This is a genomic window from Cobetia sp. LC6, from assembly GCF_030264805.1.
GTDB lineage: Bacteria > Pseudomonadota > Gammaproteobacteria > Pseudomonadales > Halomonadaceae > Cobetia.
Map to the genome: position 1 here is coordinate 270,239 of NZ_JASSPL010000001.1, position 26,684 is coordinate 296,922.

Genomic DNA, 26,684 nt, shown 5'->3' on the forward strand with positions numbered 1-26,684 from the left:
TCCCCATGGCAGTTCAGCAGAACCGCAAAACTCGTTCCAAGCGTGGCATGCGTCGTAGCCACGATGCCCTGACTGCACCGACCCTGTCCCAGGACAAGGAAACCGGTACAGTTCACCTGCGTCACCACGTCTCTGCCGACGGTTTCTACCGTGGCCGCAAAGTCGTTGATGCATAAGGCATTGATGCAGCGCGCGGCGTAACGCCGTGCGTATCGCCATCGATACGATGGGCGGGGACTTCGGTCCCCGCGCTACGTTACGGGGCACGGCCAGTGCGCTGTTGCGAGACTCGCAACTCAGCGCCATCCTGGTCGGCCCGCAGCATCTACTGGATGCCGAGTTAGACTCCCTCCCTGCTTCACTCTCCCGTGTTCGTGATCGCCTTCAGACACTCGCTGTCGACGGTATTGTCGCGTCTGATGCTCGCCCGTCCCGCGTCTTGCGCAGCCGCGAGCCCAGCAGCATGTCTCAGGCCCTGGGCCTGGTGGCGAAGGGCCAGGCGGATGCCTGTGTCAGTGCCGGCAATACCGGCGCCCTGATGGCTCTGGGCATGCGTGAAGTGGGAAGAGTGGAAGGGGTGGAGCGACCTGCCATCTGTGCCGCGGTGCCCACGCGTGGCCCACGCGCCTGCAGCCTGCTGGATCTCGGCGCCAACGTCGATGTCGCACCGCACCACCTGCTGACGTTCGCCCGCATGGGGGCGATGCGCAGTCGCCTCATCGACGCGGTCGAGTGTCCACGAGTGGGGCTGCTCAACGTGGGAGTCGAGTCGGTCAAGGGGACTGCGCAGGTGCAGGAAGCGCACGCCCTGCTGGCTGGCAGTGAGTCGGATTTCGACTACCTTGGCTTTGTCGAGGGCGGCGACCTCTTCTCCGGCGAGGTGGATGTAGTGGTCTGTGACGGCTTCGTCGGCAATGTCGTGCTCAAGAGCAGTGAAGGACTTGCGCAGATGCTGTCGGCACAGCTGGGGGCGACCCTGGCGGCCAGCTGGCGCACGCGCCTGATGGCTTGGCTGGCGCGTCCGGCGCTGACACGACTCTCGCGTGAGCTTGACCCGGTGCGCTACAACGGCGCCAGCCTGCTGGGCCTGGCGAACGTGGTGGTGAAAAGCCACGGCGGCGCGGCGGCGGAAGGCTTTGCCTTTGCCGTCACGCGCGCGGCCAGCGAGGCTCGCGAGCAGTTGCCCTCCCGCCTGGCGCAGGCCCTGGAAGGCACATACTCACGCTGAATGAGTAAATTGGTCTGATTTGTTCCTGTTGGGGTCGAGCTTCGGCGCACACGGTGCGACAATGCCAGCGCTTCGCGGCCGGGCGGTGAAGGCGGACGGGAATCAGGGGCAGGCAGCCCGCACAGGAAGCCCTCCGCAGGACAGCAGCATGATGTAAATGACAGGAAGCAGGCTTTCCCCTGGCAGAAGCGTGAGACACGGCAGTGATCGTCTCGCTTGCGAGCCAGTGGAAATCGGGTTTCTTGACCCGTGTCAGTCCCACCTGAACAGATGGAAATGGTGACAGCAATGACAGATTCCCTGGCCCTCATCTTCCCGGGACAGGGCTCCCAGCAGGTCGGCATGCTGCGGGAGCTGGCGGAGCGCTATAGCGTGGTCCGCACCACCTTCGAGGAAGCCTCTGACGCGCTGGGGCGCGATCTCTGGCACCTGACACAGGAAGGCCCGGCGGAGGAGCTCAATCGTACCGAGCTGACCCAGCCGGCGCTTCTGACCGCCAGTGTCGCCATCTGGCGCGTCTGGCAGGAGCTGGAAGGCCCGCGCCCGGCGCGCATGGCAGGTCACTCCCTGGGTGAATACAGCGCCATGGTCTGCGCTGGCGTGATCGGCTTCGCCGAGGGCGTCAAGCTGGTCAATCTGCGCGGCGAAGCCATGCAGACTGCCGTGCCGCAGGGCCAGGGCGCGATGGCGGCCATTCTCGGTCTCGAGAATGCCCAGGTCGAAGCCGCCTGTGCCAGCGCAGCGCAGGGTGAAGTGGTCGCGGCAGTCAACTACAATGCGCCGGGACAGGTCGTCATCGCCGGTGGTACTGCTGCCGTCGAGCGTGCCATCGCGGCATGTCAGGAAGCGGGGGCCAAGCGCGCCATGCCGCTGCCGGTGTCAGTGCCATCGCATTGTGATCTGATGCGTCCGGCGGCCGACAAGCTGGCAGAGGCGATGAATGCCATCGATTTCCGTGCGCCGCGCTATACCGTCATCCAGAACGTCGATGCCAAGGCGCATGACGATGTCGAGACACTGCGTCAGCGTCTGATCGAGCAGCTCTATCAGCCGGTGCGCTGGACCGACTGCGTCAATGCCATGTTCGACAGTGGCGCGCGCAGCTTCATCGAATGCGGCCCGGGCAAGGTGTTGACCGGCCTTGGCAAGCGCATTCAGCGTCAGGCACGTGGCCTGGCCGTGAATGATCCGGATAGCCTGGAAGCGGCGCTGGAACTTGCCCGCGAGACCGCTGCCGAACAGAATCAGTAAGCTCGTGGCTGGCCCATCAGGCCGGCCATGTGACTTGGATCAGCCAACTCAGGACTCAAGATGACGAGCGAACGCAGAATCGCACTGGTGACCGGTGCCAGTCGTGGCATCGGCCAAGCCATCTCCCGTGAACTCGGCCGTCAGGGCCGTATCGTGATCGGTACCGCCACCAGCGAGAAAGGAGCAGCGGCCATTGGCGCTGACCTCGAGGCGCACGGTATCGAAGGCGCGGGCATGCTGCTCAACGTCACCGATCAGGACAGCGTCGACGCCGTGATCAAGGAAATCGGCGAGCGCTTCGGCGCCCCGACCATTCTGGTCAACAATGCCGGCATCACGCGTGACAACCTGTTGATGCGTTTGAAGGAAGACGATTGGGACGCGGTGCTCGACACCAATCTCAAGTCGGTCTTCCGTGTCAGCAAGAGCTGCCTGCGCGGCATGACCAAGGCGCGCTTCGGCCGCATCGTCAACATCTCGTCCGTGGTCGCGACCATGGGCAATCTCGGTCAGGTCAACTATGCTGCCGCCAAGGCAGGCATGGAAGGCTTTGCCCGCTCGCTGGCGCGCGAAGTTGCGTCACGCAATATTACCGTCAACTCAGTGGCGCCGGGCTTCATTGCCACTGACATGACTGAAGCATTGCCGGAGGCGCAGCACGAAGCGTTGCTCGGCAACATCCCGCTGGCGCGCCTTGGCCAGCCGGAAGAGATTGCTGCGGCAGTCGGCTTCCTGACCAGTGATGCAGCAGGCTACATTACCGGTGAGACGTTGCAGGTGAACGGTGGCATGAACATGCGCTGAACCCCACGCAGGGACGTGGTTGCGTCCTTTTGGGGTGGCCTATAAACTACGCCCAGCTTTTTCGAGCTGCGGATTCCGTACCACTAGGAGTGATTGTTAAATGAGCACCATTGAAGAACGCGTCAAGAAGGTTGTGGCTGAGCGCCTGAACGCCAAAGAAGAAGAAATCCAGAACTCTTCCTCTTTCACTGAAGACCTGGGCGCCGATTCCCTGGACACCGTCGAGCTGGTGATGGCTCTGGAAGAGGAATTCGATACTGAAATTCCTGACGAAGAAGCAGAGAAGATCACCACCGTGCAGGAAGCTATCGATTACATCGTCAACCACCAGTAAGGTGTGTTGAAGCGATCACGGAGCAACCTGTTGCTCATGGTCGTGATGCAATTGTCTGTACGTTCAAGAGCCGCACTGTTCCTCAGTGCGGCTCTTGTCGTTCAGGGGTATGCTGCGCAATACCGCGCCGAAAGAGCGTGAATTGCATGGTGGTAGGCGGTGGGCTTCGTGACAAATGCCCCCTTGTGGCAAGTGTCGGAATTCCTTCGTGAAAGTGGCCAGAAAAGCGCTTGAAAACCGACTGCCCACGCATGGCCAGGTTTCTGTATAATGCGCTCAATTACCGTCCGGGCGTCCATGGCCCTGGCGTGCCAATTCGATAGTTTTGGAGGAGACACGATGCCTCGCAGAAGGGTAGTGGTAACAGGTCTTGGCCTGGTGACCCCGGTCGGGAATACCGTCGAGGAAAGCTGGAGCAACATCAAGGCGGGCAAGAGTGGCATCGCGGCCATCGAGCATTTCGATGTCAGCGGTTTCAATACCCGTTTCGGTGGCTCCATCAAGGACTTCGATGTGAGTCAGTACCTGAACCCGAAAGAGGCCCGCAAGATGGACCTCTTCATCCAATACGGTATCGCGGCGGCCCACCAGGCCATCACCGACTCCGGCATTGAATGCACCGAAGACAACGCCGAGCGTATCGGTGTCGCCATCGGTTCCGGTATCGGCGGCCTGCCGATGATCGAGCACAACCACAAGGCGCTGGAGAAGGGCGGTGCGCGTCGCATCTCGCCGTTCTTCGTGCCGGGCTCCATCATCAACATGATCTCCGGCAATCTGGCGATCCAGTTCGGTTATCGTGGTCCGAACATCGCGATCACCACCGCCTGTACCACCGGGACGCACAACATCGGTTACAGCGCACGCACCATCGCCTATGGTGATGCCGACGTGATGGTGGCCGGTGGTGCCGAGATGGCGACCACGCCGCTGGGCCTGGGGGGCTTCTCCGCGGCGCGTGCGCTGTCGACCCGCAACGATGATCCGCAGGCGGCCAGCCGTCCGTGGGACCGCGACCGCGATGGCTTCGTGCTGTCCGACGGCGCCGGTGTCGTCGTGCTGGAAGAGTACGAGCATGCCAAGGCACGTGGTGCGACCATCTACGCCGAGGTGCTCGGGTTCGGCATGTCCGATGACGCTCACCACATGACGGCGCCGCCCGAAGACGGCCGTGGTGCGGCCGCGTCGATGCGCAACGCCATCCGTGACGCCAAGCTCGAGCCGAGCCAGATCGACTACATCAATGCCCATGGCACCTCCACCAATGCCGGCGACAAGGCAGAAAGTCTCGCCGTCGAATCGGTACTGGGTGATGCGGCACGTGATGTGGCGGTCAGCTCCACCAAGTCGATGATCGGTCACCTGCTGGGTGCTGCCGGTGCGGTCGAGGCCGTGTTCTGCGTGCTGGCGATGCGTGACCAGATCGCGCCGCCGACCATCAACCTGGACAACCCGGCCGAGGGCTGCAATCTCGATTACGTGCCGAACGTCGCACGTGACATGAAGATCGAGTACACCCTGTCCAACTCGTTCGGTTTCGGTGGCACCAACGGCTCGCTGGTGTTCGGCAAGCTCAAGGACTGATCACACGCTTTCGTGTTCTCTCTCCTCAGACGCGCTCCCATCCGGGGGCGCGTTTGTCTGTGGGGCGTCACCTCTGCCTTGCGTGTCGTGTCCGCAACCGTTCTCTGGAGGGCTGTATCGATGACGACTGATGCCTCTGGCAACGAGAGCTCAGATGACCGGGCCTCTGATGAAAAAAGCGCTGACGACAAGCACTCCCTTGCGGCGCTAGCTGCCGATCTGCCCAGTGATGACCGCGGCCTCGCCTATGGCGAGGGCGTGTTCGAGACGATTCTGGTGCGTGATGGCCAACCGCAGCTGTGGTCCTGGCATGAGGCGCGCCTGACGCGCGGTTGTCAGCGTCTGGGAATTGCGGCGCCTTCGTCAGCTGAGCTGGCGAGCTGTCTGGCGGTCTGTCAGGGCGAGGGGCTGGAAGTGCTCAAGCTGATTGTCACCGGCGGCTCCGGTGGGCGGGGCTACAGAGCACCTGAGTCACCGGAGGCACGCTTGCGGGCACGCGCGACGCCTTTTGCGGTCAATCAGCAGGCGCGGCGTGGTATCACGGCGCGGGTCTGCGAGCTGCGTGTGGCCGAGCAACCGGCACTGGCCGGGCTCAAGCACCTCAACCGGCTCGAGAACGTGCTGGCGCGCCGCGAGTGGAGTGACACGGCCATCAGCGAAGGCCTGTTGCTCAATGCGCAGGGCGAGCTGGTTGAAGCCACCAGCATGAATCTGGCCTGGTGTCATGACGGGCGCTGGTTCACGCCGTGTCTTGATCGTGCCGGTGTCGAGGGCACGCTGCTGGCGGCGCTTGAGGCCGAGATGACTTTCGTGCGAGTCCGTGAGGGGCTTGAGTCACTCGCATGGGCCGAGCAGGTCGTCGTCATGAATTCCGTGCAGGGCGTCTGGCCGCTGCGCACCTTGCTCAAGCCCGATGGCGCGATTCTGGCTGAGTGGAAGGATGCGGCGCATCCGGCGCTGGACGAGTTGAATCACACTGTCGCGCGCTTACTGGGCGAGCCCGCGAACTGACGGAAGACGACGAGCGTCAGCAGGCATGCCTGTGCGGTCGTCGCCTTCGCCATGAAGACTGGAAACCTGATTATGCGAGTGTTCAAGATCCTCCTGATGCTGGTAGTGCTGGCCGTGGCTGCGGGTTTGGTGGGCTTTCGTTATTGGCAGGCGCAGTTGCTGTCACCGTTGGCGATCGAGAAGGAACAGCTGTTCGAGGTGCCCAAGGGCGCCAGTCTGACCAGGGTCGTGGGCGAGCTCGAGTCACAGGGCATCATCGAAGCGAGCTGGCCGTACAAGGTATGGTCGCGCCTCGAGCCTGAGGCCGTCAATGGTCTGCGCGCCGGTGAATTCCGTCTCACGCCGGGCTTGAACGGTCGTGAGCTGGTGGCGCTGCTGTCCAGTGACGATGTGGTCAGCTATACCTTGACCGTGCCGGAGGGTTGGACCTTCGCCCAGATGCGCACAGCCATGGATGCCTCGCCCAAGCTTGAGCACACGACTCGCGACATGAGTGATGAAGAGCTGATGGCGGCTGTCGGTGCAGAGGGCGAGAAGCCGGAAGGGCGCTTCTTCCCGGACACCTACCGCTATCACAAGGGCGTCAGCGACCTCTCGCTCTACAAGCAGGCCTATGCCCGCATGAACAGGACGCTGGAGGAAGTCTGGGCCGGGCGAGACGACGACCTGCCGATCACTAGCGCCTACGAGGCGCTGATCATGGCGTCACTGATCGAGCGCGAGACCGGCGCGCCGGAAGAGCGCGACGAGATCGCCGGCGTCTTCAAGCGTCGCATGGAGCGCGGCATGCGCCTGCAGACCGACCCGACCGTCATCTATGGCCTGGGCAAGGACTATGACGGCTCGCTGTCGCGCGCCGACCTGCGCAAGCCGACGCCCTGGAATACCTACGTGATCACCGGCCTGCCGCCGACGCCGATCGCGATGCCCGGGCGCGCCGCGCTGGAAGCGGCGGTGCATCCCAAGGAGGGCGATACCTACTACTTCGTCGCCAAGGGTGAGGGCAAGCATCATTTCTCGCGCACGCTGCGCGAGCACAACAATGCCGTGCGCCGTTATATTCTCAATCGGTAATGCGTGGCGAATGAGCTGAAACCCGTGTGGCGAACAGGTCTGCCATGCGCTGCACGGGGCTGTCGTCGCGAGTCATCTGCTGTCTGAATCAGGAAACATCATGTCTTCACGTCCGAGCGCATCAAGCACGACGTCTTCTCGCCGCGCCGCCAGCGCGGCGGCCACCCAGGCTTCGCCTGCAGGTCGCTTCATCACCTTGGAAGGCGGTGAAGGCGTCGGCAAGAGCACCAATGTCGCCTTCGTGGTCGCCGAGCTAGAGGCGCATGGCCTCGAGGTCGTGCGCACGCGTGAGCCGGGTGGCAGCGAGCGAGCGGAAGCCATTCGCCAGTTGCTGCTGGACCCGGTACCGGCCGAGTCGCTGAGTGATGATGCCGAACTGCTGTTGATGTTCGCCGCGCGTGCCCAGCATCTGGCCGCGACCATTCGCCCGGCGTTGGCGCGCGGAGCCTGGGTGGTGTGTGATCGTTTCACCGACGCGACCTTTGCCTACCAGGGCGGTGGCCGCAACCTGCCGCTGGCGGATATCTCGACGTTGGAATCCCTGGTGCAGAAAGGCTTGCAGCCGGACCTGACCCTGCTGCTGGACATGCCGGTCGAGGCGGCACGTGGCCGTCTGGCCGCTCGCCGCGCCGAGACCGGCGAAGGCGCCGACCGCATCGAGCAGGAAGCCGAGCAGTTCTTCGAGGCGGTGCGTGTCGGCTATCACATGCGTCGTGACGCCGACCCCGAGCGCTTTGCCACCATCGATGCCGGTCAGTCGCTTGAAGCCGTGCAGGCCGATATCGCGGCGGTGCTGGCGGCTCGCGTGGCGGCCTGGCAGGCGGACACTCCCAAGGATGTGCAGCCATGAGTGCTTCAGACGTCAGCAATGGTGTCACGCTTTCGAGCTTCTCGCCGCTACCGTGGCAGCACTCGCTGTGGCAACACTTCACCGCGGTGCATGACAACGGTCGCCTGCCGCATGCGGTGATGCTCAGCGGGCCGTCGGGGCTTGGCAAGCATGAGCTGGCCGATGCGATGATCGCTCGCGTGCTGTGTCGTACCGCCCAGGGCAAGCCCGGCGCAGCGGCCTGCGGTGAATGTCATGGCTGCCATATGCTGGCGGCCGGGCATCACCCTGATCTGATGGCGGTCGCGCCGCAGGATTTCGGCAAGATGATCCGCATCGACCCGATCCGTGAGGTCAACCGCTTCGTCTCCCAGACGGCCCAGCAGGGTGGCTACCGCGTCATTCGTCTGCAACCGGCGGAGTCGATGAACATCGCCTCGGCCAACGCCCTGCTCAAGAGCCTCGAGGAACCCGGCGCCAATACGCTGTTCATTCTGCTCAGCGACATGCCATCACGGGTGCTGCCGACCATCCGCTCGCGCTGTCAGCAATGGCCGCTGGTGATACCGCCGGTCGAAGAGAGCCTGCCATGGCTCACGCAGCAGCTGGGCGAGGATGCTCAGGCCCTGCTGCGCATGGCAGGCGGTCTGCCGCAGCTGGCGGTGCGTCTTGGCGAGGCGGAGCAGCGTCAGCTGCGTCAGGCCTTGCGCGAACTGTTCGATGCGTTGGTACGTGGTGGCGAACCGGTGGCAGAGGCGTGGCGACTGGAGCGCCAACCGCTGGCGCAGGTGCTGTGGTACGGTATTGCCTGGCTGGAAGACCTGATTCGTATGGGCCTGTCCGGCAATGCCGGCGGCCTGCGTGACCCAAGTCTCGAGCCGCTGCTGAGACAGGCGGTCAAGAATGGGCGCACCCAGGACTGGTTCAAGCTGCTGGATTTCGCGCGCGAGCAGCGCCGCCTGCTGGCTGCGGGCGGCAACCCCAACCCTCAGCTGGTGCTGGAGGCCTGGCTGGTGCGTTGGGCCGCCTTGCTGCGCTCCTGAATGCGCAGCTGGCTTTTTCTGGCGTAAAGGCCCGAATGAAGGTCTGAGCTTCTGGTGTGAAGGCCCGAGTGAAGGTCGGAGCGAAGAGCTGAGGAAGGGGCTGAGCAAAGGCCCGCGTGGAAAACCACGAGGCTGCGTGAGGCAAGGCGGGCAGGCTAGACTGAAGCCGACAGGCCGCTTGCTCGCCTTGCGTCAGATGACAGCAGGCAATGGCCGAAGAATACGCATTGATTCGCAGCGTGAGCCCTCATGTGGGCGTTGACGCTCGTCACGGGACTGCATGTGCCGGGAAACCGGCCGGAGGTGAAGGATGAATACCGCTCCACAGCAAGGCCAGAAGGCGCTCTCGCTGACCATTCGTGATCAGAAGACCCTGCTGGCCGCCTACATGTCGACCCTCGTGCGCGGCGGCATCTTCGTGCCGACCACCGAGCGCTACACCATGGGCCAGGAGGTCTATCTGCTGCTGACCCTGCCTGAGGAATCCGAGCGCATTCCGGTCACCGGGCGCGTGGTATGGATCTCCCCGCAGGGCGTCAGTGGCCGGCGCACTGCCGGGATCGGCATCCACTTCAGTGAAGAGGACCGCCAGGTGCGCGATCATATCGAGAACCACCTGGCCGGCATGCTCGGCAAGGGGCACGCGACCTATACGCTGTAGCGCGAGCGCAGCGTCGCTTCATCATCTCGACCGGCAGTGCCATGGGCGCCCGCCGGTCGAGCACGTTTTTCGCCGCGCTTCGCGTGGCCATCAGTAGTGAGAGTTCCCGGATGTTTGTCGATTCGCATTGCCACCTTGATCGTCTGAAACTGGAAGAGCACGGCGGCAGCCTCGAGGCTGTGCTGGACGCCGCGCGCGCCCGTCACGTGCACCAGTTTCTCGCCATTGCCGTCACGCTCGACGATGTGCCCGAGATCTCGGCCATCGCCCAGCAGCATGAGGATGTGGTGATTTCCGCCGGTGTGCATCCGCTGCATCAGGTCGACCCGGAACCCACGGTCGAGGACATCAAGAAGTGCGCCGAGCGCTTCGGCGCGGTGGCCATCGGCGAGACCGGCCTCGACTATCACTACGAGAGCGTCAGCCGCGAGCTGCAGTACGAGCGCTTCACGCGCCATCTGATCGCCGCGCGTGAGCTCGAGCTGCCGGTGATCATCCACACCCGTGAGGCGCGGGAAGACACCCTGGCGCTGATCAAGCAGCACACGGACCCCGCTGTCGGTGGCGTGCTGCACTGCTTCACCGAAGATCTCGACATGGCGCGCATCGCGGTGGGTCACGGCTTCATGGTCTCCATCTCCGGTATCGTCACCTTCCGCAACGCCGAACACGTCCGCGAGCTGGCGCGCGCCATCCCGCTGGACCGCCTGCTGATCGAGACCGACAGCCCCTATCTGGCGCCGGTACCGTACCGTGGTACCTCCAATGTGCCGGGCAATGTGGTCGAGGTCGCCGAATGCATCGCCGCCGAGCGCGGCATCACCGTCGATGAGCTGGCGATGCAGACCACCGCCAACTTCTATCGCCTGTTCCGTGCCGCTGCGCCGGAAGCGCCGGACAACGTTCGCGAAGCGCTGGCCAGCAGCGGTATGCTCATCGATTGAGCGTGGTATCCCGCATGATCTGACCACCAGGGAGGGAATGTCATGAATCCAGCCGCCATCCTCACCCAGCTGGGCGACAAGGCCACCAGCGGCAAGGCATTGCCGCCGGTGGATCAATGGCACCCGGCGCATTGTGGCGAGATGGACCTCGTCATCTGCGCCGATGGGCGCTGGATGCACGAGGGCACGCCCATCGGCCGTGCGCGACTGGTGCACATGCTGTCACGTGTCCTGCGCCGCGAGCCCGATGGCAGCTACTGCCTGGTCACGCCGGCGGAGAAGGTCACCATCCAGGTCGAGGACCGCCCCTTCCTGGCGGTGGACTGCTCCCGCGCCGAGAGTGATTCTGTGCAGACTGAGCTTGGACAGACTGGGCTTGGACAGACTGGGCTTGGACAGACTGAGCTTGGACAGACAGAGCCTCAGCCGGACGTCTGGCAACTGGTCACCGATCAGGGCGATGTCGTACGACTGGAAGGGGAGGCCTGCCTGACGTTGAGCGAGACGCCGGACGGCCTGTGGTTGCCGGAAGTGCCGGTGCGCTTCGGCCTTGCCGCGCGCCTGCACCGCAATCTCTACTATCGGCTGCTCGAGAGCGCCGAGACGCACGAGCAGGAAGACGGCAGCCTGACACTCGGCTTCATGAGCGGCGGGCGCTTCCAGATTCTGGGACAGCTGGCGGCCGATGAGGTCGAGGCCTGAACCTGTCTGAGCTTGTCTGAACTTGTTTGAGCCTGCCGCCTTCTGCTCTCTCTTCCGTATGCCCCTCACGTTCTGCTTCGTCCCTTTTCTCTCGCCGTCAGCCATTGCAGGTCTTCATGTCGTCACCACTTCCTCCCATCGAGCCCGACAGCACCGCAACCTCCGGGCCAGACGTTGCAGCATCGCCACTGGCGCTGGCCGTCGATCAGCTGACGCAACGGCTGACGGATCAGCAGCGCGCCGTGGTGGCGCATCGTGGGAGGCATGCGCGGGTGGCGGCGGTGGCGGGCTCCGGCAAGACCACGACGCTGGTGGCGCGGGTGCTGAGCCTGCTGGCGGAAGGCATTCCGGCGCAGCGGATTCTGGTGCTGATGTTCAACCGCTCGGCGCGCGAGGACTTCGTCGCCAAGCTGGCGCAGTCGGCCCCGCCGGGCACACGGCTGCCCGATATCCGCACCTTCCACTCCATCGGCCATCGCCTGACCACCACTCTGGTACGCTGGGGCAGCCTCGAGCCGCGCGAGCTCATCCAGCAGGACTGGGCGCTGGAGCGTCTGCTCAAGCAGGCCGCCCAGCGTGCGCTGGGCGATGCCGATCGCGCCGATCGTGAGGCAGCGCTGGAAGGCGAGCGCCTCGAAGCGCTCGCCCAGTTCTGTGATCTGGTCAAGGCCGAGATGTGCGAGCCGACGCTGCTGTACGAGCGCATGAACCTCGGCGAGCACACCGGCCACTTTGTCGAGTCCTTTACCCAGCTTGAACAGCTGCTCGAGCAGTACGGCCAGATGACCTATGCCGACCTGCTCTACCGTCCGCTGCGTCAGCTGGAGAGGGAGCCCGAGACCCGCGCGCGCATCCAGGGGCACCTGCAGCACGTGATCATCGATGAGTATCAGGACATCAATGAGGCGCAGCAGCGCATGCTGGCGCTGCTGGCGGGTGTACCGTCCAGCAAGTCGTCGTCCGGCGAGGCGTCGCCCGACGAAGCTTCCTCGCCCGGCGAAGCGTCGCCCGCAGCCTCCGGCGCCATGGCAGAAGTCATGGCCGTGGGGGATGCCAACCAGTGCATCTACGAGTGGCGTGGCGCGCGGCCTGACTACATGCTGACGCGCTTTGCCGAGAGCTTTGCCGCGCCGCTGGATTTCCCGCTCAGCTACACCTTCCGTCACGGTCATCGTCTGGCGCTGGCGGCCAATCACGCCATCGCCGCCAATGCGCGCCGCCCGGACCAGCTGTGCCTGGCTGCGCCCGGTACGCCGGCGACGCGCTTGTTCGAAGGTCAGGGCGCCGCCAGTTTGGTCGCGGCGCTCACGGCCTGGCGAGAGTCAGGGCGCAGTGGCGCCGAGGCCGCCGTGCTGGTGCGCAGTTGGGCGCTGTCGGTGCCGGTGCAGTTGCAGCTGCTCAAGGCCGGCATTCCCTTCCGGCTGGGGCAGGGGGATCGCTTCGTGTTCCGTCTGCCGCTGGTGCAGGCGCTGGCGGGTTATCTGGAGCTGGCACGTGATGCCACGCGTCTGCGCGACCCGGCGCACCTGCTGCTGCTGTTCACCCAGCCCACCGCCTTCGTCGCGCGCGAGCGCCTCGAGCGCCTGTGCCAGCAACTGGCCGATAGCCAGCGCTGGCCACGCAAGGAAGACCCTATTCTCGAGGGGCTCAAGCCGCTGCAACGCCGCAACCTGCACAAGCGCTGGAAGCTGTTGTGTGATCTGCCTTCGCTGGGTGACTGGGCGCCCGCGCGGCTGCTGCGTCATGTGGTCGATGAGCTGGAGGCCGACAAGGTGCTGCGCCGCGCCGCGGCCCGGCGTGACAAGGGCGAGGAGGATGTGCGCCTGCTGGATGTGCTGATCGAGCAGGCAGGGGAGCTTGCCAATGACCCCGATGCCTTCATCAATCTTTTGCGCAACCCGGTCGAGGACGCCGCCGACGGCGTGCTGATCACCACGGTGCACGGGGCCAAGGGGCTGGAGTGGCCGCTGGTGGGGCTGTGGGGCATGAACGAGGAAGACTTCCCGGCCTACTCGCGCGACAACCCGCTGTCGCCGGAGCGCCTCGAGGAGGAGCGTCGGCTGTGCTACGTCGGCGTGACGCGTGCCCGCGAGCAGCTGTACCTGTGGCGCGACGGTGGCACGCATACGCCAAGCCGCTTCCTGGCGGAGCTGTGTGTGGAGGACTGCACCCGCCTCGGCGACTGGATTCACGGTGCCGGCAAGCGCGCCAGGCTCGCCCGTCAGCAGGCCGAGGGTGGTGATGAGGCCGCCCGCGAGTCAGCGACCGGAAGCGACGAGCGCCTGCGTGTGGCGGCGCCGGCGCTTGGCGAGGCCTATCTGGCGCGGCTGCCTCTGGCACGTCACGGCATCACGCCGCCGACGCTGGAAGCGCTGCCGAAGAAGGTCGCCAGGTCCCCGGGCAGGTCGACCAGCAAGTCGACTGCGCAAGGCCAGTCCAGCTCGGGCGGCACCCATGCTCGCGGCGCTCGTCAGAGCAATCGCTCTCCACGCGGCGAGCCGGCGGTGCTGCGACGCGTCGGTGATTGGGAAGTCGGTCAGCGCTTGCGTCACGAGAGCTTCGGGGAGGGGGTGATCGAAGAGGTCTCCGGCAATGAGGCCAATCCGCTGATCGAGGTGCGCTTCGACGATGGCAACAAGCGCCGCCTGATCGCCACGCGTGCCCCGCTGACAGCCTTGTGACCCTTGTGACAATGGACTTGAGACTCGGGCGACAAGGCCGCGCGATTGCCAAGCCTTGCGCCGAGCACCATCATGCCTGCAGCGTATCTTCGTCTGCCCGAAAAGGAGTTCCCATGGCTCAGTATCCTGATCCTGCCGCATTGGCGGCAGCCTCCGTCTCCGCCTCATCGCTGCTGGTGCCGGACCAGCGCCAGGCGCCCCTGATCGATGCCAGCCAGCTGGTGACCCAGCTGGCGATGGCGGGCCTCAAGTCCCCCGTGGTGCTGGATTGCCGTGCGCGTCTCGACGATGGGGAAGCCGGCGAGCGTCTGTGGCGTGAAGGCCATCTGCCGGGTGCCATCCATGTCGATATGGACCGCGATCTGTCGGCCGCTGTGCGCGAGGACGGCGTGGGCGGGCGGCATCCGCTGCCGTCACATCAGGCGACGGCCGAGCTGTTCCGCCGCCTCGGCATCACGCCCGAGCAACAGGTGGTGGTCTATGACGACATGGGCGGGCAGATGGCGGCGGCGCGGCTGTGGTGGATGCTGACCTGGGCAGGGCATCCGGACGTGCGGGTGCTGGATGGCGGCATCCAGGCCTGGAATCAGGCCATGGGCGAGCTCAAACGTGCGCCTGCCCAACCGGTGGCCCCCACACCGAGCGACTGGCAGCCGAGCTTTGATGACAGCCTGCTGGTCAGCGCCCAGGAGGTGGCCGCCACGGATGACAGCTTGCTGGACGCTCGAGGCGAGGCGCGTTTTCGCGGTGAGCAGGAGCCGGTCGATCCGGTGGCAGGCCACATTCCCGGCGCATTCTGCCGACCGACCCCCAGCAATCTCGAGGCCAATGGTCGCTTCAAGGACCGCATGAGCCTGGTGCGTGAATTGCGCAGCCTGTTGCCGGCAGAGAGTGGGGTGATCGCCTACTGTGGTTCCGGCATCAGTGCCTGTCAGAACATCCTGGCCTTCGCGATTGCGGGGCTGCCGCTGCCGCGCCTGTATGCCGGCTCCTGGAGTGACTGGACCAGTGATCCCGCACGTCCGGTTGCCACCGGTGAGGCCAGCGAGAAGTAGTCGCAAGCGCCAGCGCGATGAGGGCTGCTCAGACATGACAACGCCCGCCAGAGGTTTCTCTGGCGGGCGTTGTCGTTCGTGGGGCGCTTTGTCTGACTCTTCGCGTGCGTGCGTGCGTGCGTGCGTGCGTGCTTACGCTTGCGTCTTGGGCTCGGCGGTGGGCTTGCGTGAATCGAAGCGCTCCAGCAGGGCGGCGTTGGCGCAGTTGCCCATCACGTTGAGGGCGGTGCGCAGGCCATCGGTGAAGCGGTCCACCCCGGCGACCACGGCCACGCCTTCCAGCGGCAGACCTGCCGCACCCAGCACGGTGGTCATCGCGACCAGACCCGCACCCGGCACGCCAGCCGTCGAGAAGCTGACCAGCAGGCCGGTGGTGAACACGGTGATCACCAGCGAGGTGGTGACATCGATGCCGAACAGCTGCGCCACGAACAGCGCATTGAAGCCCTGCAGCACGGCGGCACCATCGCGCTTGAGGGCAGTCCCGAAGGGCAGCGCGAAGCTGGCCAGGGATTCATTCATGCCGTAATCACGGGCATTGCCCAGCGCCAGCGGCAGGGTCGCGCCGGAGCTTGCGGTACCGAAGGCGAAGCCCAGGCTCTGGCCGAAGTGGCGCACGAAGGCCAACGGGCGGGCACCGGTGACGGCCAGCAGCACCAGATAGAGCAGCGCCATCAGCGTAAGCGCGATGATCAGGCCGATCACGTACATGCCCAGGCGCATCAGCAGGTCCAGCCCCTGGGTGGCGATCACCGAGGTGATCAGTGCGAAGACCCCCACCGGCGCCAGCTTGAGCACGAAGGACAGTACCTTGAGGCTGACGGTGTAACCGCTCTCGATCACGCGATGCAGCGGCGCGCTTTCCTCTGGCAGGGCGCGCATTGCCAGCCCGATCAGGGCGGCCGCGAAGATGACCTGCAGCAGGCCGCCGCCACCCAGCGCGGTGAAGGGGTTGTTGGGCACCAGGCCCACCAGCCACCGGGCGATGCTGTCAGCGTTGCGGCCTTCAGGCGCCGAATCCACCAGACTCTCGGCGCCGCTGCCCGGCGTCAGCCAATGCGCAACCAGCATGCCCAGCGTCAGCGCCACGGCGCTGGTGATCACATAGCTGCCCAGCAGGCGCCCGGCATGGCGACCGACATCGGCGCCGCCTTCGCGGTTGGTCAGGCTCATGATCAGGGCGCCGAACACCATCGGAACCACCACGAATTGCAGCAGGCGCAGGAAGATCTGGCCCACCGGTGTCAGCAGGTGGCTGTCGAGCCAGGCAACGCTGCCCTCGGGCAGAGCGCCTGCCCCGGCGTTCAGGGCAAGGCCGCTGAGAATGCCCAGCCCCAGGGCGAGCAGTATCTGGCGTGTGACGGACATGATGGCTCCGAAGCGATGGCATGAGTCTGAATTCGAGGGAGGCTAATGTGCTACCGGGAAGCTGTTATATCAACAATCGCTTTGAGAATGTTTTGGAATAACACAAGAAGCGCTTAAGGAGTGAAAGGCGTTCGCGCCCGCGGCGCTGGGAGATATTGAGGGCCAGACACGACAACGCCGCCACGGCAGGGCCGCGGCGGCGTTGTCAGCTGGTGGGCAGCAGAGGCTTACATGTTGGGGTAGTTGGGGCCACCGCCGCCTTCCGGCGCGACCCAGGTGATGTTCTGCGCCGGGTCCTTGATGTCACAGGTCTTGCAGTGCACGCAGTTCTGGAAGTTGATCTGGAACTGCGGCTCTCCGGCCTCCTCGATGATCTCGTAAACCCCGGCCGGGCAGTAGCGCTGGGCGGGCTCGGCGTAGCGCGGCAGGTTGTCACGCACCGGCAGTTCCGGGTCGGACAGGCGCAGGTGACACGGCTGGTCTTCCTCGTGATTGGTGTTGGAGAGGAACACCGAGGACAGCTTGTCGAAGGACAGCTTGCCGTCCGGCTTGGGGTACTCGATCTTCGTGCACTCAGCCGCCGGGCGCATGCGTGCGTAGTCCGGCGTGGTGTCATGCAGGGTCGGCAGGCGGCCACCCGTCAGCTGGTCGAGGAAGTTGTAGGCGCCACCGAGGAAGGTGCCGTACTTGTGCATGGCCGGGCCGAAGCTGCGCGAGGCATCCAGCTCCTCATAGGCCCAGCTGTCCTTGAAGCGCTTGCCGAAGTCGACCAGGTCTTCACCGCCTTCGTCTCCCCCCTTGATGGCGTCGAACACGCTTTCCGCCGCCAGCATGCCGGACTTCATCGCGGTATGCAGACCCTTGATCTTGGCGAAGTTGAGGGTACCGGCGTCACAGCCGATCAGCAGACCACCCGGGAAGCTCATCTTCGGCAGGCAGTTGAGGCCGCCCTTGGCGATGGCGCGCGCCCCGTAGGAGACCCGCTTGCCGCCCTCGAGATGGCGGGCCAGGGTCGGGTGCTGCTTCATGCGCTGGAATTCATCGAAGGGCGACAGGTACGGATTGTCGTAGGCGAGATCGACGATCAGGCCCACCACCACCTGCTGGTCATCGGTGTGATAGAGGAAGAAGCCGCCTTCGGCGTTGCCCTTGAGCGGCCAGCCGCTGCCATGCACCACCAGCCCCGGCTGATGCTGTTCGGCGGGCACATCCCACAGCTCCTTCAGGCCGATGCCGTAATGCTGGGCATCCGCTTCGCTATCGAGCGAGAAGCGCGAGATCAGCTGCTTGCCCAGGTGGCCACGGCAGCCCTCGGCGAACAGGGTGTACTTGCCGCGCAGCTCCATGCCCGGCATGTGGCCATCCTTTTCGCTGCCATCGGCAGCCACGCCCATGTCACCGACCACGATGCCGCGCACCGTGCCATCCTCACCATGCAGCACTTCCTGGGCGGCGAAGCCCGGGAAGATCTCGACGCCCAGCTCCTCGGCCTGCTCGCCCAGCCAGCGCGTCAGGTTGCCGGCGCTGATGATGTAGTTGCCGTCGTTGTGCATGGTCCTGGGGACCAGTGCATTGGGGATGACCTGCGCTTTCTGGTCATCCTTGAGCAGCACGACCTCGTCACGGGTGACGGCCGTCTTGAGCGGGGCGCCGCGCTCGGCCCAGTCGGGGAACAGCTCGGTCAGTGCGCGCGGTTCGAGCACGGCGCCGGACAGGATGTGTGCGCCGACTTCAGAGCCTTTCTCGACCACGCAGACCGTCAGCTCCTTCTCGGCCGCGTTGGCCTGCTGCATCAGTCGGCAGGCCGCCGCCAGGCCGGAAGGGCCGGCACCGACGATGACCACGTCGAAATCCATGAATTCGCGTTCCATGACCCGTCTCCTCAATCTTTGCGCCGTCAGGGCCCCGCGGATCCGGCGGGGCGGGCGTGTCACGAACGACCATGGCCGTTCGCTGGGCAGTGAACCTCCGACGTGGCGTGCGTCAGGGCACGGCTCGCCGGAGTGAAAATAGGGGGCGACTCACGCTGGCGCGCCATGTCCTGCACGGACGTTTGGCCGCTCGACACGAGGCGCTGGCGCGAAGCAGCCGCATAGCATGCCGCAACAGTAGCATTTAAAACGACCGTTTGTTTATTATGCTTGGGTCTGACGTAATAGCCACCGGGGGCGTTGCAGGGAATCGCCCGATGGGTTTCACGCCCGGGCGTGTTGAGAGTGATTGTCAGGTTTGACCCCGGCAGCCAATTCTGCGCAAGATGCCCGCATGAGAATGGCGGCTCCCGGACAGTGAAAACCACGCCGGTCTGGCTGACTTCATCCTTCGGGTGCCAGCGGATATCGTGGCAAGACACTTGTCACCACGGTCATCTGTGAAAGATATTCACCTATCAAACGCTTGCATGAATCGAGTGCTGGCGGCCTCACGGTCACTGGTACTCCATGAGAAATCAGCGAGGACACCATGAAAGTACTCGTCGCGGTGAAACGCGTCATCGATTACAACGTCAAGATTCGCGTCAAGGCTGACCAGTCTGACGTCGATCTGACCAACGTCAAGATGGCCATGAACCCCTTCTGCGAGATCGCCGTGGAAGAAGCGGTGCGCCTGAAGGAAAAGGGCGTGGCGACCGAAGTCGTGGCCGTCACCATCGGCCCGAAGGCCGCCCAGGAGCAGCTGCGTACCGCGCTGGCGCTGGGCGCCGATCGCGCCGTGCAGGTGATGACCGATGATGCCGTCGACTCGCTGGCCGTGGCCAAGCTGCTGGCCAAGGTGGTCGAGGAGGAACAGCCCGGGCTGGTGATTCTCGGCAAGCAGTCCATCGATGCCGACAACAACCAGACCGGCCAGATGCTGGCGGCACTCACCGGCATGGGGCAGGGCACCTTCGCCTCCGAGGTGGTGGTCGATGGCGAGAGCGTCAACGTCACCCGCGAGATCGATGGTGGTCTGCAGACCGTCAAGCTGAACCTGCCGGCGGTGGTCACCACTGACCTGCGCCTCAACGAGCCGCGCTACGCCAAGCTGCCGGACATCATGAAGGCCAAGAAGAAGCCGCTGGACGTCAAGACGCCGGAAGAGCTGGGTGTCTCCACGGCCTCCAAGGTGTCGCTGGTCAAGGTCACGCCGCCGGCCGAGCGTCAGGGCGGCATCAAGGTCGGCTCCGTCGATGAGCTGGTGGACAAACTCAAGAATGAAGCAAAGGTGATCTCATGAGCATTCTCGTCATTGCCGATCATCATGATGGCCAGCTGACCAGCAGCACCGCGAGTGTCGTGGCAGCTGCAACCGCCATCGGTGGCGATATCGACGTGCTGGTCGCCGGTGAGGGCGTAGGCGCCGTCGCCGAGCAGGCCGCCAGGCTTGCCGGTATCGCGCGTGTCCGTGTCGCCGACAATGCCGTCTACGCCCATCAGCTGGCCGAGAATCTGTCGGCACTGGTCGTGGCGCTGGCTGATGACTACAGCCACGTACTGTCCAGCGCCTCCACCACCGCCAAGAACTTCATGCCGCGTGTCGCGGCACTGAAGGACGTGGCGCAGATCTCCGAGATCATCGCCGTCGAGAGCGCCGATACCTTCCAGCGCCCGATCTACGCTGGCAACGCCATCGCCACCGTCAAGAGCGACGATGTGCTCAAGGTCATCACCGTGCGTGCCACCGGCTTCGATCCGGTCGCGCTCGACGGACAGGCGGCCATCGAGGCCGTGGATGTGGTCGAGGAGGCAGGCGTCTCGAGCTTCGTCGAGGAAACCCTGGCCGAAAGCGAGCGCCCTGAGCTTGGCTCCGCCAAGGTGGTGATCTCCGGTGGCCGCGGCATGGGCAACGGTGAGAACTTCGCGCTGCTCAACGGTATCGCCGACAAGCTGGGCGCCGCCATCGGTGCCTCTCGCGCTGCCGTCGATGCCGGCTTCGTGCCCAACGACATGCAGGTCGGCCAGACCGGCAAGATCGTCGCGCCGGATCTCTACATCGCCGTCGGCATCTCCGGGGCGATCCAGCACCTGGCGGGGATGAAGGACTCCAAGGTCATCGTCGCGATCAACAAGGACGATGAAGCGCCGATCTTCCAGGTCGCGGATTACGGCCTGGTCGGCGATCTGTTCGAGGTGCTGCCGGAGCTGGAAGGCAAGCTCTGAGCCACGCCCCGCAAGGCTGAGCCCGAGACACCGCAAGGTGCCCTGGCCAACCAACGCGACCCGCTTCGGCGGGTCGCGTTTTTTTGTGTCTGCGGGCAAGGGTCGGGGCAGGTCAGGAATGTGCGCTTGAAGAGAGAAGTGCAACGCGGCATTGCAGGTATCAGGGCCTGCTGAGGGAGTAGAGCGAGTCAAGATCAATTGATAATTGTTCTTGTTTGTAATACCGTCCATGCCAGTGATTTGCATTTCCACTCGGAAGCCACTATCGGCCTGGCAGGCGACCGAGGATGCAACCAAGCCTAGTTCTTCAGGAGATGTCCGTGCGGCGTTCGACTTCTTTCCCCTTCCCGTGCGTGCGAGCCCTTGGCGGCCTGCTCCCGGCGCTGGTGCTGCTTGCACCGCTGACAGCTACCGCATTGCCGGCGCATGCCGAGACACTGCGTGACAGTGCCGCCACTCATCAGGAAACCCAGCGTGAGCTGCAGGCGCGCATCGACGCCGCCGATGACGAGACGCGTGCGCTGCTGGTGCGCCTGCGCGAAGCGCGTCAGGAAGCCGCGCGTCTGGAAAGCTACACCGCGGAACTGACGCCGCTGAATGCTGACCGCGCGGCGCGAATCGAGCGCCAGCGTAGGGCGCTGGAGAATCTCGAGGCCACGCGCGAGTCGCTGCCGGGTCTGCTGCGTCAGCAGGTCGAGGAGCTTGAGGACTTCATCGAGCAGGATCTGCCGTTTCTCAAGGACGAGCGTCTCGCGCGCGTCCAGCGTCTGCGTGACAACCTCTCCAATGCCAGCCTGAGCAATGATGAGCGCCTCGATCAGCTGCTCAACGCCTGGCAGCAGGAGCTGAGTTACGGTCAGGGCTTCGATACCTGGCGCGCAGGGCTTGTCGGCGGGGAAGACACCGAGGTGCAGTATCTGCGTGTCGGCCGCGTCGGTCTCTATTACCTGACGCTGGACGGTCAGCATGGTGGCGCCTGGCAGGCCAGAAATGGCAGCTGGCAGGTGCTGGATGACAGCGGCCTGGAGGCGCTGCGCAAGGGCATCAGCATGGCGCGTGACCAGCAGGCACCGTCACTGGTGACCCTGCCGCTGTCGGTGCCGGTCGAGGACGTCGAGTTGGCCCCGAAGGGGCGCCTGTCGCAGTCCGCGCTCAAGAGCGCCGATCAGGTTGCCGCGGCAGTCACCAGCACACGCACTACCACTACCCGTACCGCGCAGGAGTCCAGCTGATGGCGACGAATTCACAAGCGCCACGTGCGTCTCTGTCACGCCTGCTGCTGACGGCCGCCACCCTGGGGCTGCTGACGTTGTCATCTCCCGCCGTGCTGGCGGCGACCGGCAGTGCCGAGCAGTCATTGAGCGTCGAGCAGTTCGAACAGGCCGCCAGTCAGGCCGAAGGCCGCGATCAGGCGCGTCTTGATACCCTGTTGTCGGATCGCGAGGCGCTGCAAGCGGCGGTCAGCGAGGCCGAGGCGCGGCGTGACAGCCTGCGCGAGACGCGCGCGACCCTCGAGGCCGAAGCGCAGGAGCAACAGGCGACTCTCAGCGGTCTGGACGAAGAGCGCCAGGCCCAGCAGGGCGATCTCGGCCAGGTGTTCGAGGTGGCGCGCAAGCATGCACGTGAGACGCGTGAAGCACTGGCGGGCAACTGGCTGCTGGTCGGCGGCCAGGCGCGTCTGCCGGACCTGGGACCGCGCGACGAGGTGCCGGGCCGCGAGCGACTCGCCGCCCTGACCGCGGACATCCGCAGCATCGCCACCGAAAGCGGTCGCGCACTGCGCTTCCAGGCACCGCTGGCCGGGCCTGATGGCAGCATCAAGCCGCGTGAGATCGTGCGCGTCGGCGAGCAGATGGCCTTCAGTGGTCGTCACCTGCTGGCGCCGCTGTCGGAAGACAAGGCCGTGGATGGCCCCTCGGCGCTGGACACCCTCGGCCTTGCGGGTACCACGCCGATGCGCATTCGCAAGCAGCTGGCGGCCTTCGATGCCGGCGACAGTGATCGCCTGAGCTTCGACCCCACCGGTGGCGATGTCACCCAGGCACTGGCGCGGGCGCCGCGTCTCGGTGAGCGCCTCAAGCAAGGCGGCGCCGTCGGTTATGTCATCGTCGGTCTTGGTGTGCTGGGCCTTATCATCGCGTTGATCCAGCTGGTGCGTCTGTCGCTGACCCGTCGGGCGGTCAAGCGTCAGGAGGCCGACCTGAGCCAGCTCAGTGACGACAACCCGCTGGGCCGTGTGCTGCATCGCTTTGAAGGCATGCGCCATGATCACGAGCCGGAAGCGCTCGAAGCCCGTCTCGACGAGGCGTTGCTGGCCGAGCAGCCCAGGCTCGAGCGTGGGCAGGCGCTGGTCAAGCTGCTGGCTGCCATCGCGCCGCTGCTGGGTCTGCTGGGTACCGTGACCGGCATGATCGGCACCTTCCAGTCGATCACCGTCTTCGGTACCGGCGACCCCAAATTGATGGCCGGCGGTATCTCCCAGGCGCTGGTGACCACCGTGCTGGGTCTGGTGACCGCTGTGCCGCTGCTGTTTGCCCAGACAGGGCTTTCCAGCCTGTCCAAGGGCCTGATGGGCCGCCTCGAGGGCCGCGCCAGCGCCCGTCTGGCCGACCACCTCGAGAAGCGCGCTCCGAGCAAGGCTGCCAGCGCGGCGGCGCGTCAGCGGGATACCGAGCATGCCTGATTCGTTGGCTGCCTCTTCCCTGCTGAGCGGTGGCTTCGCGCCAGTGATGCGGCTGGTGGAAAGCGGTGGCCCGCTGATCGTGGTGATCTGCCTGATCGCCATGGTGCTGTTCGGGCTGGCGCTGGAGCGCGGCCTCTACTGGCGGCTCGTGCATCGTCCGGCGCGTCAGCAGTTGATCCACGACTGGGTGGCGCGCAGCGAGCACCACAGCTGGTCGGCGCTCACCCATCGCGAAGTGCTGACCCGTGAGCTGCTGTCACGTCTGCGCGCGCCGCTGCCGTGGCTAAAGCTGCTGGTGCTGATCTGCCCGCTGGCCGGCCTGTTGGGCACCGTGACCGGCATGATCCATGTCTTTGATTCGTTGGCGATCGCCGGCACCGGCCAGGCGCGTGCCATGGCCGACGGTGTGGCTCGCGCCACGCTGCCGACGCTGGCCGGCATGGCGGTCGCGGTGGTGGGCCTGATGTTCGTCACGCGCTTCGAGCGCGTGGTGCGTCGTGAAGACCAGCGCCTGCACGACCGTCTGGCGCGCGCCGTCGACGATGCACGTTCCGGCATGTCCGCTGCGAACGGCTTTGATTACTCCTCTGATACAAGCGAGACACCACATGCGTAGACGTCGCATGGAGGCCGCGGAAGACAGCGGCGAGATCAATCTGACGCCGATGCTGGATGTCGTCTTCATCATGTTGATCTTCTTCATCGTCACCACCAGCTTCGTCAAGGAGTCCGGGGTCGAGATCCAGCGTCCGGAAGCCTCCAACGCCACGGCGCGCCCTGACGCGGCGGTCATGGTCGCCATCACCGCCGAGGGCGCGGTGTGGGTCGACGGCAAGCCGGTGGATGCCCATCGTGTCGGCGACGCCGTGGCCGATCTTGCCGATGGTCAGCCGGTGGTGATCCAGGCTGATAGTCGCTCACAGACCGGCCTACTGGTCGAGACGATGGATGCGCTGCGCAACGCGGGTGTGCAGGACATCGCGGTCGCCGCCTCGAAGGGCGAATGACATGACGCGACGCCTGTATGCCAATCGACTCGTCGGGCTTGTCGGCGGCGCCTTGCTGGCGCTGGTGCTGTTCTATGCGCTGGCGCTGCTGGTCGCGCCGCCGGTGAACGACACGCCGCCACCGGAGCCGCTATCGGTCTCCACCGTTCAGGCGCCTGAAGAGGCACCGGAGCCTGCACCGGCGGCGAGTGAAAGTCTGCCCACGCCGCCGGCCGAGCCACCACCGCCACCCAAGGCAGCGCCGATGCCGGCACCCAAGGCGACAAGCCCGGTGGCGATTCCCGAGGTCAAGACGCCATTGCCGCCGACGCCAGAGCTGACCATGGATGACAGCCTGCCGCCGCTGGAAGTCGAGCGTCCGCCCAAACCGACCCCCAAGCCGAAACCGACGCCCAAGCCAGCACCCAAGGCCAAGCCAGAACCCAAGGCGGTCGCCAGGCAGGCCGAGGCCTCTTCATCGGCGCAGTCGGCGTCTGACACGTCATCACAGGCCGCGGCGAAGCCATCAAAGCCCAAGGCAGCCCCGGCGGCACAGGGTGGTTCACCGCGACCCACCGTGCGCACTGCTCCCGAATATCCGAGTCGTGCGCGTCGCCGCGGCATCGAGGGCTTCGTCGAGGTGGCGTTCGTGATTCGCCCGGACGGCAATGTCGATGGCGGCTCGCTGCGGGTGGTGCGTGCCGAGCCGTCGGGCGTGTTTGACAGGGCGGCGATGAAGGCGATCGCGCGCTGGGAATTCCCGGCCGCGGGCAATGCGCGCCAGGCGCGCCAGCGGCTCGAGTTCCAGTTGCGTTGAGGCAACCCATGACCCCATGGCGCGGGCTTTCATCGGGTGTCTGATGTGTGTCATATGTCGTCATCTCTGATGCCGTGGACTTATCGGCAATGCGCCGAGTCATGGCAGCGGATGAACGCAAGAGGAAAGACTCATGGTAGCGAAATCCACACCGCCGCAGGACGCCGACAGTGCTGAGCGATCGCGAGGCCTGATGGCGCGGGCGCGCCAGCTGCTGGCACGCGGCGGGCGCCGACTCACCCGCGTGACGCTGGTCTCGACCTGCCTGATGCTGATGATGGAAGTCGGTGGCATCAGTGCGGCCCATGCGGCGACCCGCGTTTCCGCCGAAGTGGCGGGGCAGTTGCGCACGCTGCAGTCACGGCTGGATGAAGGCGATTATGACGCGGTTGGCGAGCGCGCCGAACGTGAGGCCAAGCGCCAGCGCGGCGAGGTGCGTGCGCTGTATCTGTCATTGGCGGCCAGTGCGCGAGCGCGCCAGGGCGATCAGGCCCAGGCGGCGCGTCTGTATGCCGAGGCGCGTCGCCTGCCGGGCGTCAATGCCTCCCAGGCTCGCGAGTGGCTGCGTCGTGAAGCGATGCTGCGCCTGCGCGCCGGGGAGCGCGATAGCGGTATCGCTCGCCTGGCGGAATATCTGCACGGCGGCTCGGCAAGTGCCGAGGACCTGTGGCTCGCAGTCAGTCTTGAAGCCAATCGAGGTGACTGGGCGCGCGCCGAGGACTGGCTTGAGCGTGCCAGCAAGGCGAGTGCGCCGAGCGGTGATCGCCTGAAGCTGGCCGTCAGTGTCTATCAGCAGACCGGCCGCCATGGCGCGGCGGTGGCGCTGGTCGAGCAGGGACTGGGCGAGTCACGTGACCCACAGGACTGGCAGCGTGCCGTGGCGCTCTATCAGCGCCTCAACCAGAACACCCGCGCCGCCAGTACCTGGGAAGCGGCGTGGGCGGCGGGGATCGTCAGCGGCAGCGACGCCTACCAGCAGCGGATCGACCTCCAGCTTGCGGCCGGTGCGCCGGCGCGGGCGGCGGAGCTGATCGAGGCGGGGCTCTCGAAATCCGCGACACCCGAGGGGCAGCCGCTGCTTGACGATACCCCGGCGCTGCGTCGCCAGCTGGCGCAGGCCTGGACGGCGGCGCGCGATGTCGAGCATGCGCTCAAGGCATGGGCAGCCGTCTCGCAGCAGAGTCAGTCACTCGAGGATGCCCGGCAGTATGCCGAGCTTGCCTATGATTGGGGCCGCTGGGAAACGGCCCAGCAGGCGCTGGCCGCGGCCGGTGAGCGTGGCGATGACTCGGCGCGTCATTGGCTGCTCTCCGGCGTGGTCGCCAGTCAGCTGGAGCAGTTCGACCCTGCGCGTGAAGCCTTCAAGAAGGCTCAGGCGCGTGGCGCCGAAGGAGCCGATGCCTGGCTGAAGTCCGTCGCGCAACGCTGATGACGTGAGGCGCTGGCGATCCAGCGCTGTCTGAGCATCACTGCAACGAAAACGCCGCCTT

The 26,684-nt window shown here is 65.4% G+C and carries 25 protein-coding genes; 23 read left to right on the plus strand and 2 right to left on the minus strand.

The window, feature by feature from the left end; translation table 11 throughout:
• Positions 1-5: 5 nt before the first annotated feature.
• The 15 genes from rpmF to QQF40_RS01270 all read left to right on the plus strand — a co-directional run bounded on the left by rpmF (position 6) and on the right by QQF40_RS01270 (position 15,201).
• Positions 6-176: a 50S ribosomal protein L32 gene (gene rpmF / locus QQF40_RS01200; protein WP_065392644.1), complete on the plus strand. Its 171-nt coding sequence runs from the start codon at positions 6-8 to the stop codon at positions 174-176.
• Positions 177-205: 29 nt separating this feature from the next.
• The gene (gene plsX, locus QQF40_RS01205) at positions 206-1,228 is read left to right on the plus strand and encodes a phosphate acyltransferase PlsX (protein WP_285460178.1); all 1,023 of its coding nucleotides are present in this window, start codon (positions 206-208) and stop codon (positions 1,226-1,228) included.
• A 288-nt stretch (positions 1,229-1,516) separates the two neighbouring features.
• Entirely contained in the window at positions 1,517-2,479 is a 963-nt protein-coding gene (gene fabD / locus QQF40_RS01210; protein ID WP_043331894.1) for an ACP S-malonyltransferase, read from the plus strand.
• Between the two features lie 60 nt (positions 2,480-2,539).
• The gene (gene fabG / locus QQF40_RS01215) at positions 2,540-3,283 is read left to right on the plus strand and encodes a 3-oxoacyl-ACP reductase FabG (RefSeq protein WP_175088200.1); all 744 of its coding nucleotides are present in this window, start codon (positions 2,540-2,542) and stop codon (positions 3,281-3,283) included.
• A 100-nt stretch (positions 3,284-3,383) separates the two neighbouring features.
• Positions 3,384-3,617: an acyl carrier protein gene (acpP, locus tag QQF40_RS01220; protein ID WP_024950601.1), complete on the plus strand. Its 234-nt coding sequence runs from the start codon at positions 3,384-3,386 to the stop codon at positions 3,615-3,617.
• Positions 3,618-3,956: 339 nt separating this feature from the next.
• The gene (gene fabF / locus QQF40_RS01225; protein WP_175088199.1) at positions 3,957-5,201 is read left to right on the plus strand and encodes a beta-ketoacyl-ACP synthase II; all 1,245 of its coding nucleotides are present in this window, start codon (positions 3,957-3,959) and stop codon (positions 5,199-5,201) included.
• Between the two features lie 120 nt (positions 5,202-5,321).
• Entirely contained in the window at positions 5,322-6,212 is an 891-nt protein-coding gene (pabC, locus tag QQF40_RS01230) for an aminodeoxychorismate lyase (RefSeq protein ID WP_285460179.1), read from the plus strand.
• Between the two features lie 72 nt (positions 6,213-6,284).
• Positions 6,285-7,286: an endolytic transglycosylase MltG gene (gene mltG, locus QQF40_RS01235; RefSeq protein ID WP_285460180.1), complete on the plus strand. Its 1,002-nt coding sequence runs from the start codon at positions 6,285-6,287 to the stop codon at positions 7,284-7,286.
• 100 nt (positions 7,287-7,386) lie between these two features.
• Positions 7,387-8,136 (plus strand): dTMP kinase, encoded by a 750-nt coding sequence (tmk, locus tag QQF40_RS01240; RefSeq protein ID WP_175088196.1) that lies wholly within the window; start codon positions 7,387-7,389, stop codon positions 8,134-8,136.
• Complete coding sequence (locus QQF40_RS01245) at positions 8,133-9,158, plus strand: DNA polymerase III subunit delta' (protein ID WP_285460181.1); 1,026 nt, start codon at positions 8,133-8,135, stop codon at positions 9,156-9,158. Before tmk ends, QQF40_RS01245 begins: the two co-directional genes overlap by 4 nt.
• A gap of 310 nt (positions 9,159-9,468) precedes the next feature.
• Positions 9,469-9,819 (plus strand): PilZ domain-containing protein, encoded by a 351-nt coding sequence (locus QQF40_RS01250; protein WP_175088194.1) that lies wholly within the window; start codon positions 9,469-9,471, stop codon positions 9,817-9,819.
• 110 nt (positions 9,820-9,929) lie between these two features.
• A complete protein-coding gene (locus tag QQF40_RS01255; RefSeq protein WP_043331890.1) occupies positions 9,930-10,763 on the plus strand; it encodes a TatD family hydrolase in 834 nt (277 codons plus the stop codon).
• Between the two features lie 42 nt (positions 10,764-10,805).
• Positions 10,806-11,465, plus strand: coding sequence for a DUF1285 domain-containing protein (locus QQF40_RS01260; protein ID WP_285460182.1), 660 nt, complete (start codon positions 10,806-10,808; stop codon positions 11,463-11,465).
• A 116-nt stretch (positions 11,466-11,581) separates the two neighbouring features.
• Entirely contained in the window at positions 11,582-14,146 is a 2,565-nt protein-coding gene (locus QQF40_RS01265; protein ID WP_285460183.1) for an ATP-dependent helicase, read from the plus strand.
• A 113-nt stretch (positions 14,147-14,259) separates the two neighbouring features.
• Positions 14,260-15,201 carry a sulfurtransferase gene (locus QQF40_RS01270; RefSeq protein ID WP_254626938.1) on the plus strand — a complete coding sequence of 314 codons (942 nt, stop codon included), beginning with the start codon at positions 14,260-14,262 and terminating at the stop codon, positions 15,199-15,201.
• A gap of 132 nt (positions 15,202-15,333) precedes the next feature.
• Here the strand turns inward: QQF40_RS01270 and QQF40_RS01275 are convergent, their stop codons facing one another.
• The gene (locus QQF40_RS01275) at positions 15,334-16,569 is read right to left on the minus strand and encodes a dicarboxylate/amino acid:cation symporter (protein ID WP_285460184.1); all 1,236 of its coding nucleotides are present in this window, start codon (positions 16,567-16,569) and stop codon (positions 15,334-15,336) included.
• A gap of 227 nt (positions 16,570-16,796) precedes the next feature.
• Complete coding sequence (locus QQF40_RS01280; RefSeq protein ID WP_285460185.1) at positions 16,797-18,440, minus strand: electron transfer flavoprotein-ubiquinone oxidoreductase; 1,644 nt, start codon at positions 18,438-18,440, stop codon at positions 16,797-16,799.
• A gap of 592 nt (positions 18,441-19,032) precedes the next feature.
• On the opposite strand from QQF40_RS01280, the gene QQF40_RS01285 reads away from it, so the two are divergent.
• The 8 genes from QQF40_RS01285 (at position 19,033) to QQF40_RS01320 (ending at position 26,623) form a co-directional block, all read left to right on the plus strand.
• The gene (locus QQF40_RS01285) at positions 19,033-19,785 is read left to right on the plus strand and encodes an electron transfer flavoprotein subunit beta/FixA family protein (RefSeq protein WP_107335326.1); all 753 of its coding nucleotides are present in this window, start codon (positions 19,033-19,035) and stop codon (positions 19,783-19,785) included.
• Positions 19,782-20,708, plus strand: coding sequence for an electron transfer flavoprotein subunit alpha/FixB family protein (locus QQF40_RS01290; protein WP_285460186.1), 927 nt, complete (start codon positions 19,782-19,784; stop codon positions 20,706-20,708). The genes QQF40_RS01285 and QQF40_RS01290 overlap by 4 nt, the downstream gene beginning before the upstream one ends.
• 320 nt (positions 20,709-21,028) lie before the next feature.
• On the plus strand, positions 21,029-21,940 hold the full coding sequence (locus QQF40_RS01295) for a DUF3450 domain-containing protein (protein WP_285460187.1): 912 nt from the start codon (positions 21,029-21,031) through the stop codon (positions 21,938-21,940).
• Positions 21,940-23,391: a MotA/TolQ/ExbB proton channel family protein gene (locus QQF40_RS01300; protein WP_285460188.1), complete on the plus strand. Its 1,452-nt coding sequence runs from the start codon at positions 21,940-21,942 to the stop codon at positions 23,389-23,391. The genes QQF40_RS01295 and QQF40_RS01300 overlap by 1 nt, the downstream gene beginning before the upstream one ends.
• Complete coding sequence (locus QQF40_RS01305) at positions 23,384-24,007, plus strand: MotA/TolQ/ExbB proton channel family protein (protein ID WP_285460189.1); 624 nt, start codon at positions 23,384-23,386, stop codon at positions 24,005-24,007. Before QQF40_RS01300 ends, QQF40_RS01305 begins: the two co-directional genes overlap by 8 nt.
• Positions 24,000-24,398, plus strand: coding sequence for an ExbD/TolR family protein (locus QQF40_RS01310; RefSeq protein WP_043331884.1), 399 nt, complete (start codon positions 24,000-24,002; stop codon positions 24,396-24,398). Before QQF40_RS01305 ends, QQF40_RS01310 begins: the two co-directional genes overlap by 8 nt.
• Position 24,399: 1 nt before the next feature.
• Positions 24,400-25,194, plus strand: coding sequence for an energy transducer TonB (locus tag QQF40_RS01315; protein ID WP_175088186.1), 795 nt, complete (start codon positions 24,400-24,402; stop codon positions 25,192-25,194).
• A 133-nt stretch (positions 25,195-25,327) separates the two neighbouring features.
• The gene (locus tag QQF40_RS01320) at positions 25,328-26,623 is read left to right on the plus strand and encodes a hypothetical protein (protein ID WP_175088185.1); all 1,296 of its coding nucleotides are present in this window, start codon (positions 25,328-25,330) and stop codon (positions 26,621-26,623) included.
• Positions 26,624-26,684: the final 61 nt, after the last annotated feature.

What these genes read in the sequence shown, in the direction of transcription:
- QQF40_RS01305 (WP_285460189.1), top strand. Translation starts at nt 23,384, where the DNA reads ATGCCTGATTCGTTGGCTGCCTCTTCCCTGCTGAGCGGTGGCTTCGCG.
- QQF40_RS01255 (WP_043331890.1), top strand. Translation starts at nt 9,930, where the DNA reads ATGTTTGTCGATTCGCATTGCCACCTTGATCGTCTGAAACTGGAAGAG.
- QQF40_RS01315 (WP_175088186.1), top strand. Translation starts at nt 24,400, where the DNA reads ATGACGCGACGCCTGTATGCCAATCGACTCGTCGGGCTTGTCGGCGGC.
- mltG (WP_285460180.1), top strand. Translation starts at nt 6,285, where the DNA reads ATGCGAGTGTTCAAGATCCTCCTGATGCTGGTAGTGCTGGCCGTGGCT.
- QQF40_RS01260 (WP_285460182.1), top strand. Translation starts at nt 10,806, where the DNA reads ATGAATCCAGCCGCCATCCTCACCCAGCTGGGCGACAAGGCCACCAGC.
- QQF40_RS01250 (WP_175088194.1), top strand. Translation starts at nt 9,469, where the DNA reads ATGAATACCGCTCCACAGCAAGGCCAGAAGGCGCTCTCGCTGACCATT.
- QQF40_RS01285 (WP_107335326.1), top strand. Translation starts at nt 19,033, where the DNA reads ATGAAAGTACTCGTCGCGGTGAAACGCGTCATCGATTACAACGTCAAG.
- fabD (WP_043331894.1), top strand. Translation starts at nt 1,517, where the DNA reads ATGACAGATTCCCTGGCCCTCATCTTCCCGGGACAGGGCTCCCAGCAG.
- QQF40_RS01270 (WP_254626938.1), top strand. Translation starts at nt 14,260, where the DNA reads ATGGCTCAGTATCCTGATCCTGCCGCATTGGCGGCAGCCTCCGTCTCC.
- fabG (WP_175088200.1), top strand. Translation starts at nt 2,540, where the DNA reads ATGACGAGCGAACGCAGAATCGCACTGGTGACCGGTGCCAGTCGTGGC.
- QQF40_RS01290 (WP_285460186.1), top strand. Translation starts at nt 19,782, where the DNA reads ATGAGCATTCTCGTCATTGCCGATCATCATGATGGCCAGCTGACCAGC.
- QQF40_RS01300 (WP_285460188.1), top strand. Translation starts at nt 21,940, where the DNA reads ATGGCGACGAATTCACAAGCGCCACGTGCGTCTCTGTCACGCCTGCTG.
- acpP (WP_024950601.1), top strand. Translation starts at nt 3,384, where the DNA reads ATGAGCACCATTGAAGAACGCGTCAAGAAGGTTGTGGCTGAGCGCCTG.
- QQF40_RS01265 (WP_285460183.1), top strand. Translation starts at nt 11,582, where the DNA reads ATGTCGTCACCACTTCCTCCCATCGAGCCCGACAGCACCGCAACCTCC.
- QQF40_RS01320 (WP_175088185.1), top strand. Translation starts at nt 25,328, where the DNA reads ATGGTAGCGAAATCCACACCGCCGCAGGACGCCGACAGTGCTGAGCGA.
- tmk (WP_175088196.1), top strand. Translation starts at nt 7,387, where the DNA reads ATGTCTTCACGTCCGAGCGCATCAAGCACGACGTCTTCTCGCCGCGCC.
- QQF40_RS01245 (WP_285460181.1), top strand. Translation starts at nt 8,133, where the DNA reads ATGAGTGCTTCAGACGTCAGCAATGGTGTCACGCTTTCGAGCTTCTCG.
- fabF (WP_175088199.1), top strand. Translation starts at nt 3,957, where the DNA reads ATGCCTCGCAGAAGGGTAGTGGTAACAGGTCTTGGCCTGGTGACCCCG.
- QQF40_RS01310 (WP_043331884.1), top strand. Translation starts at nt 24,000, where the DNA reads ATGCGTAGACGTCGCATGGAGGCCGCGGAAGACAGCGGCGAGATCAAT.
- rpmF (WP_065392644.1), top strand. Translation starts at nt 6, where the DNA reads ATGGCAGTTCAGCAGAACCGCAAAACTCGTTCCAAGCGTGGCATGCGT.
- pabC (WP_285460179.1), top strand. Translation starts at nt 5,322, where the DNA reads ATGACGACTGATGCCTCTGGCAACGAGAGCTCAGATGACCGGGCCTCT.
- QQF40_RS01275 (WP_285460184.1), bottom strand. Translation starts at nt 16,569, where the DNA reads ATGTCCGTCACACGCCAGATACTGCTCGCCCTGGGGCTGGGCATTCTC.
- QQF40_RS01280 (WP_285460185.1), bottom strand. Translation starts at nt 18,440, where the DNA reads ATGGAACGCGAATTCATGGATTTCGACGTGGTCATCGTCGGTGCCGGC.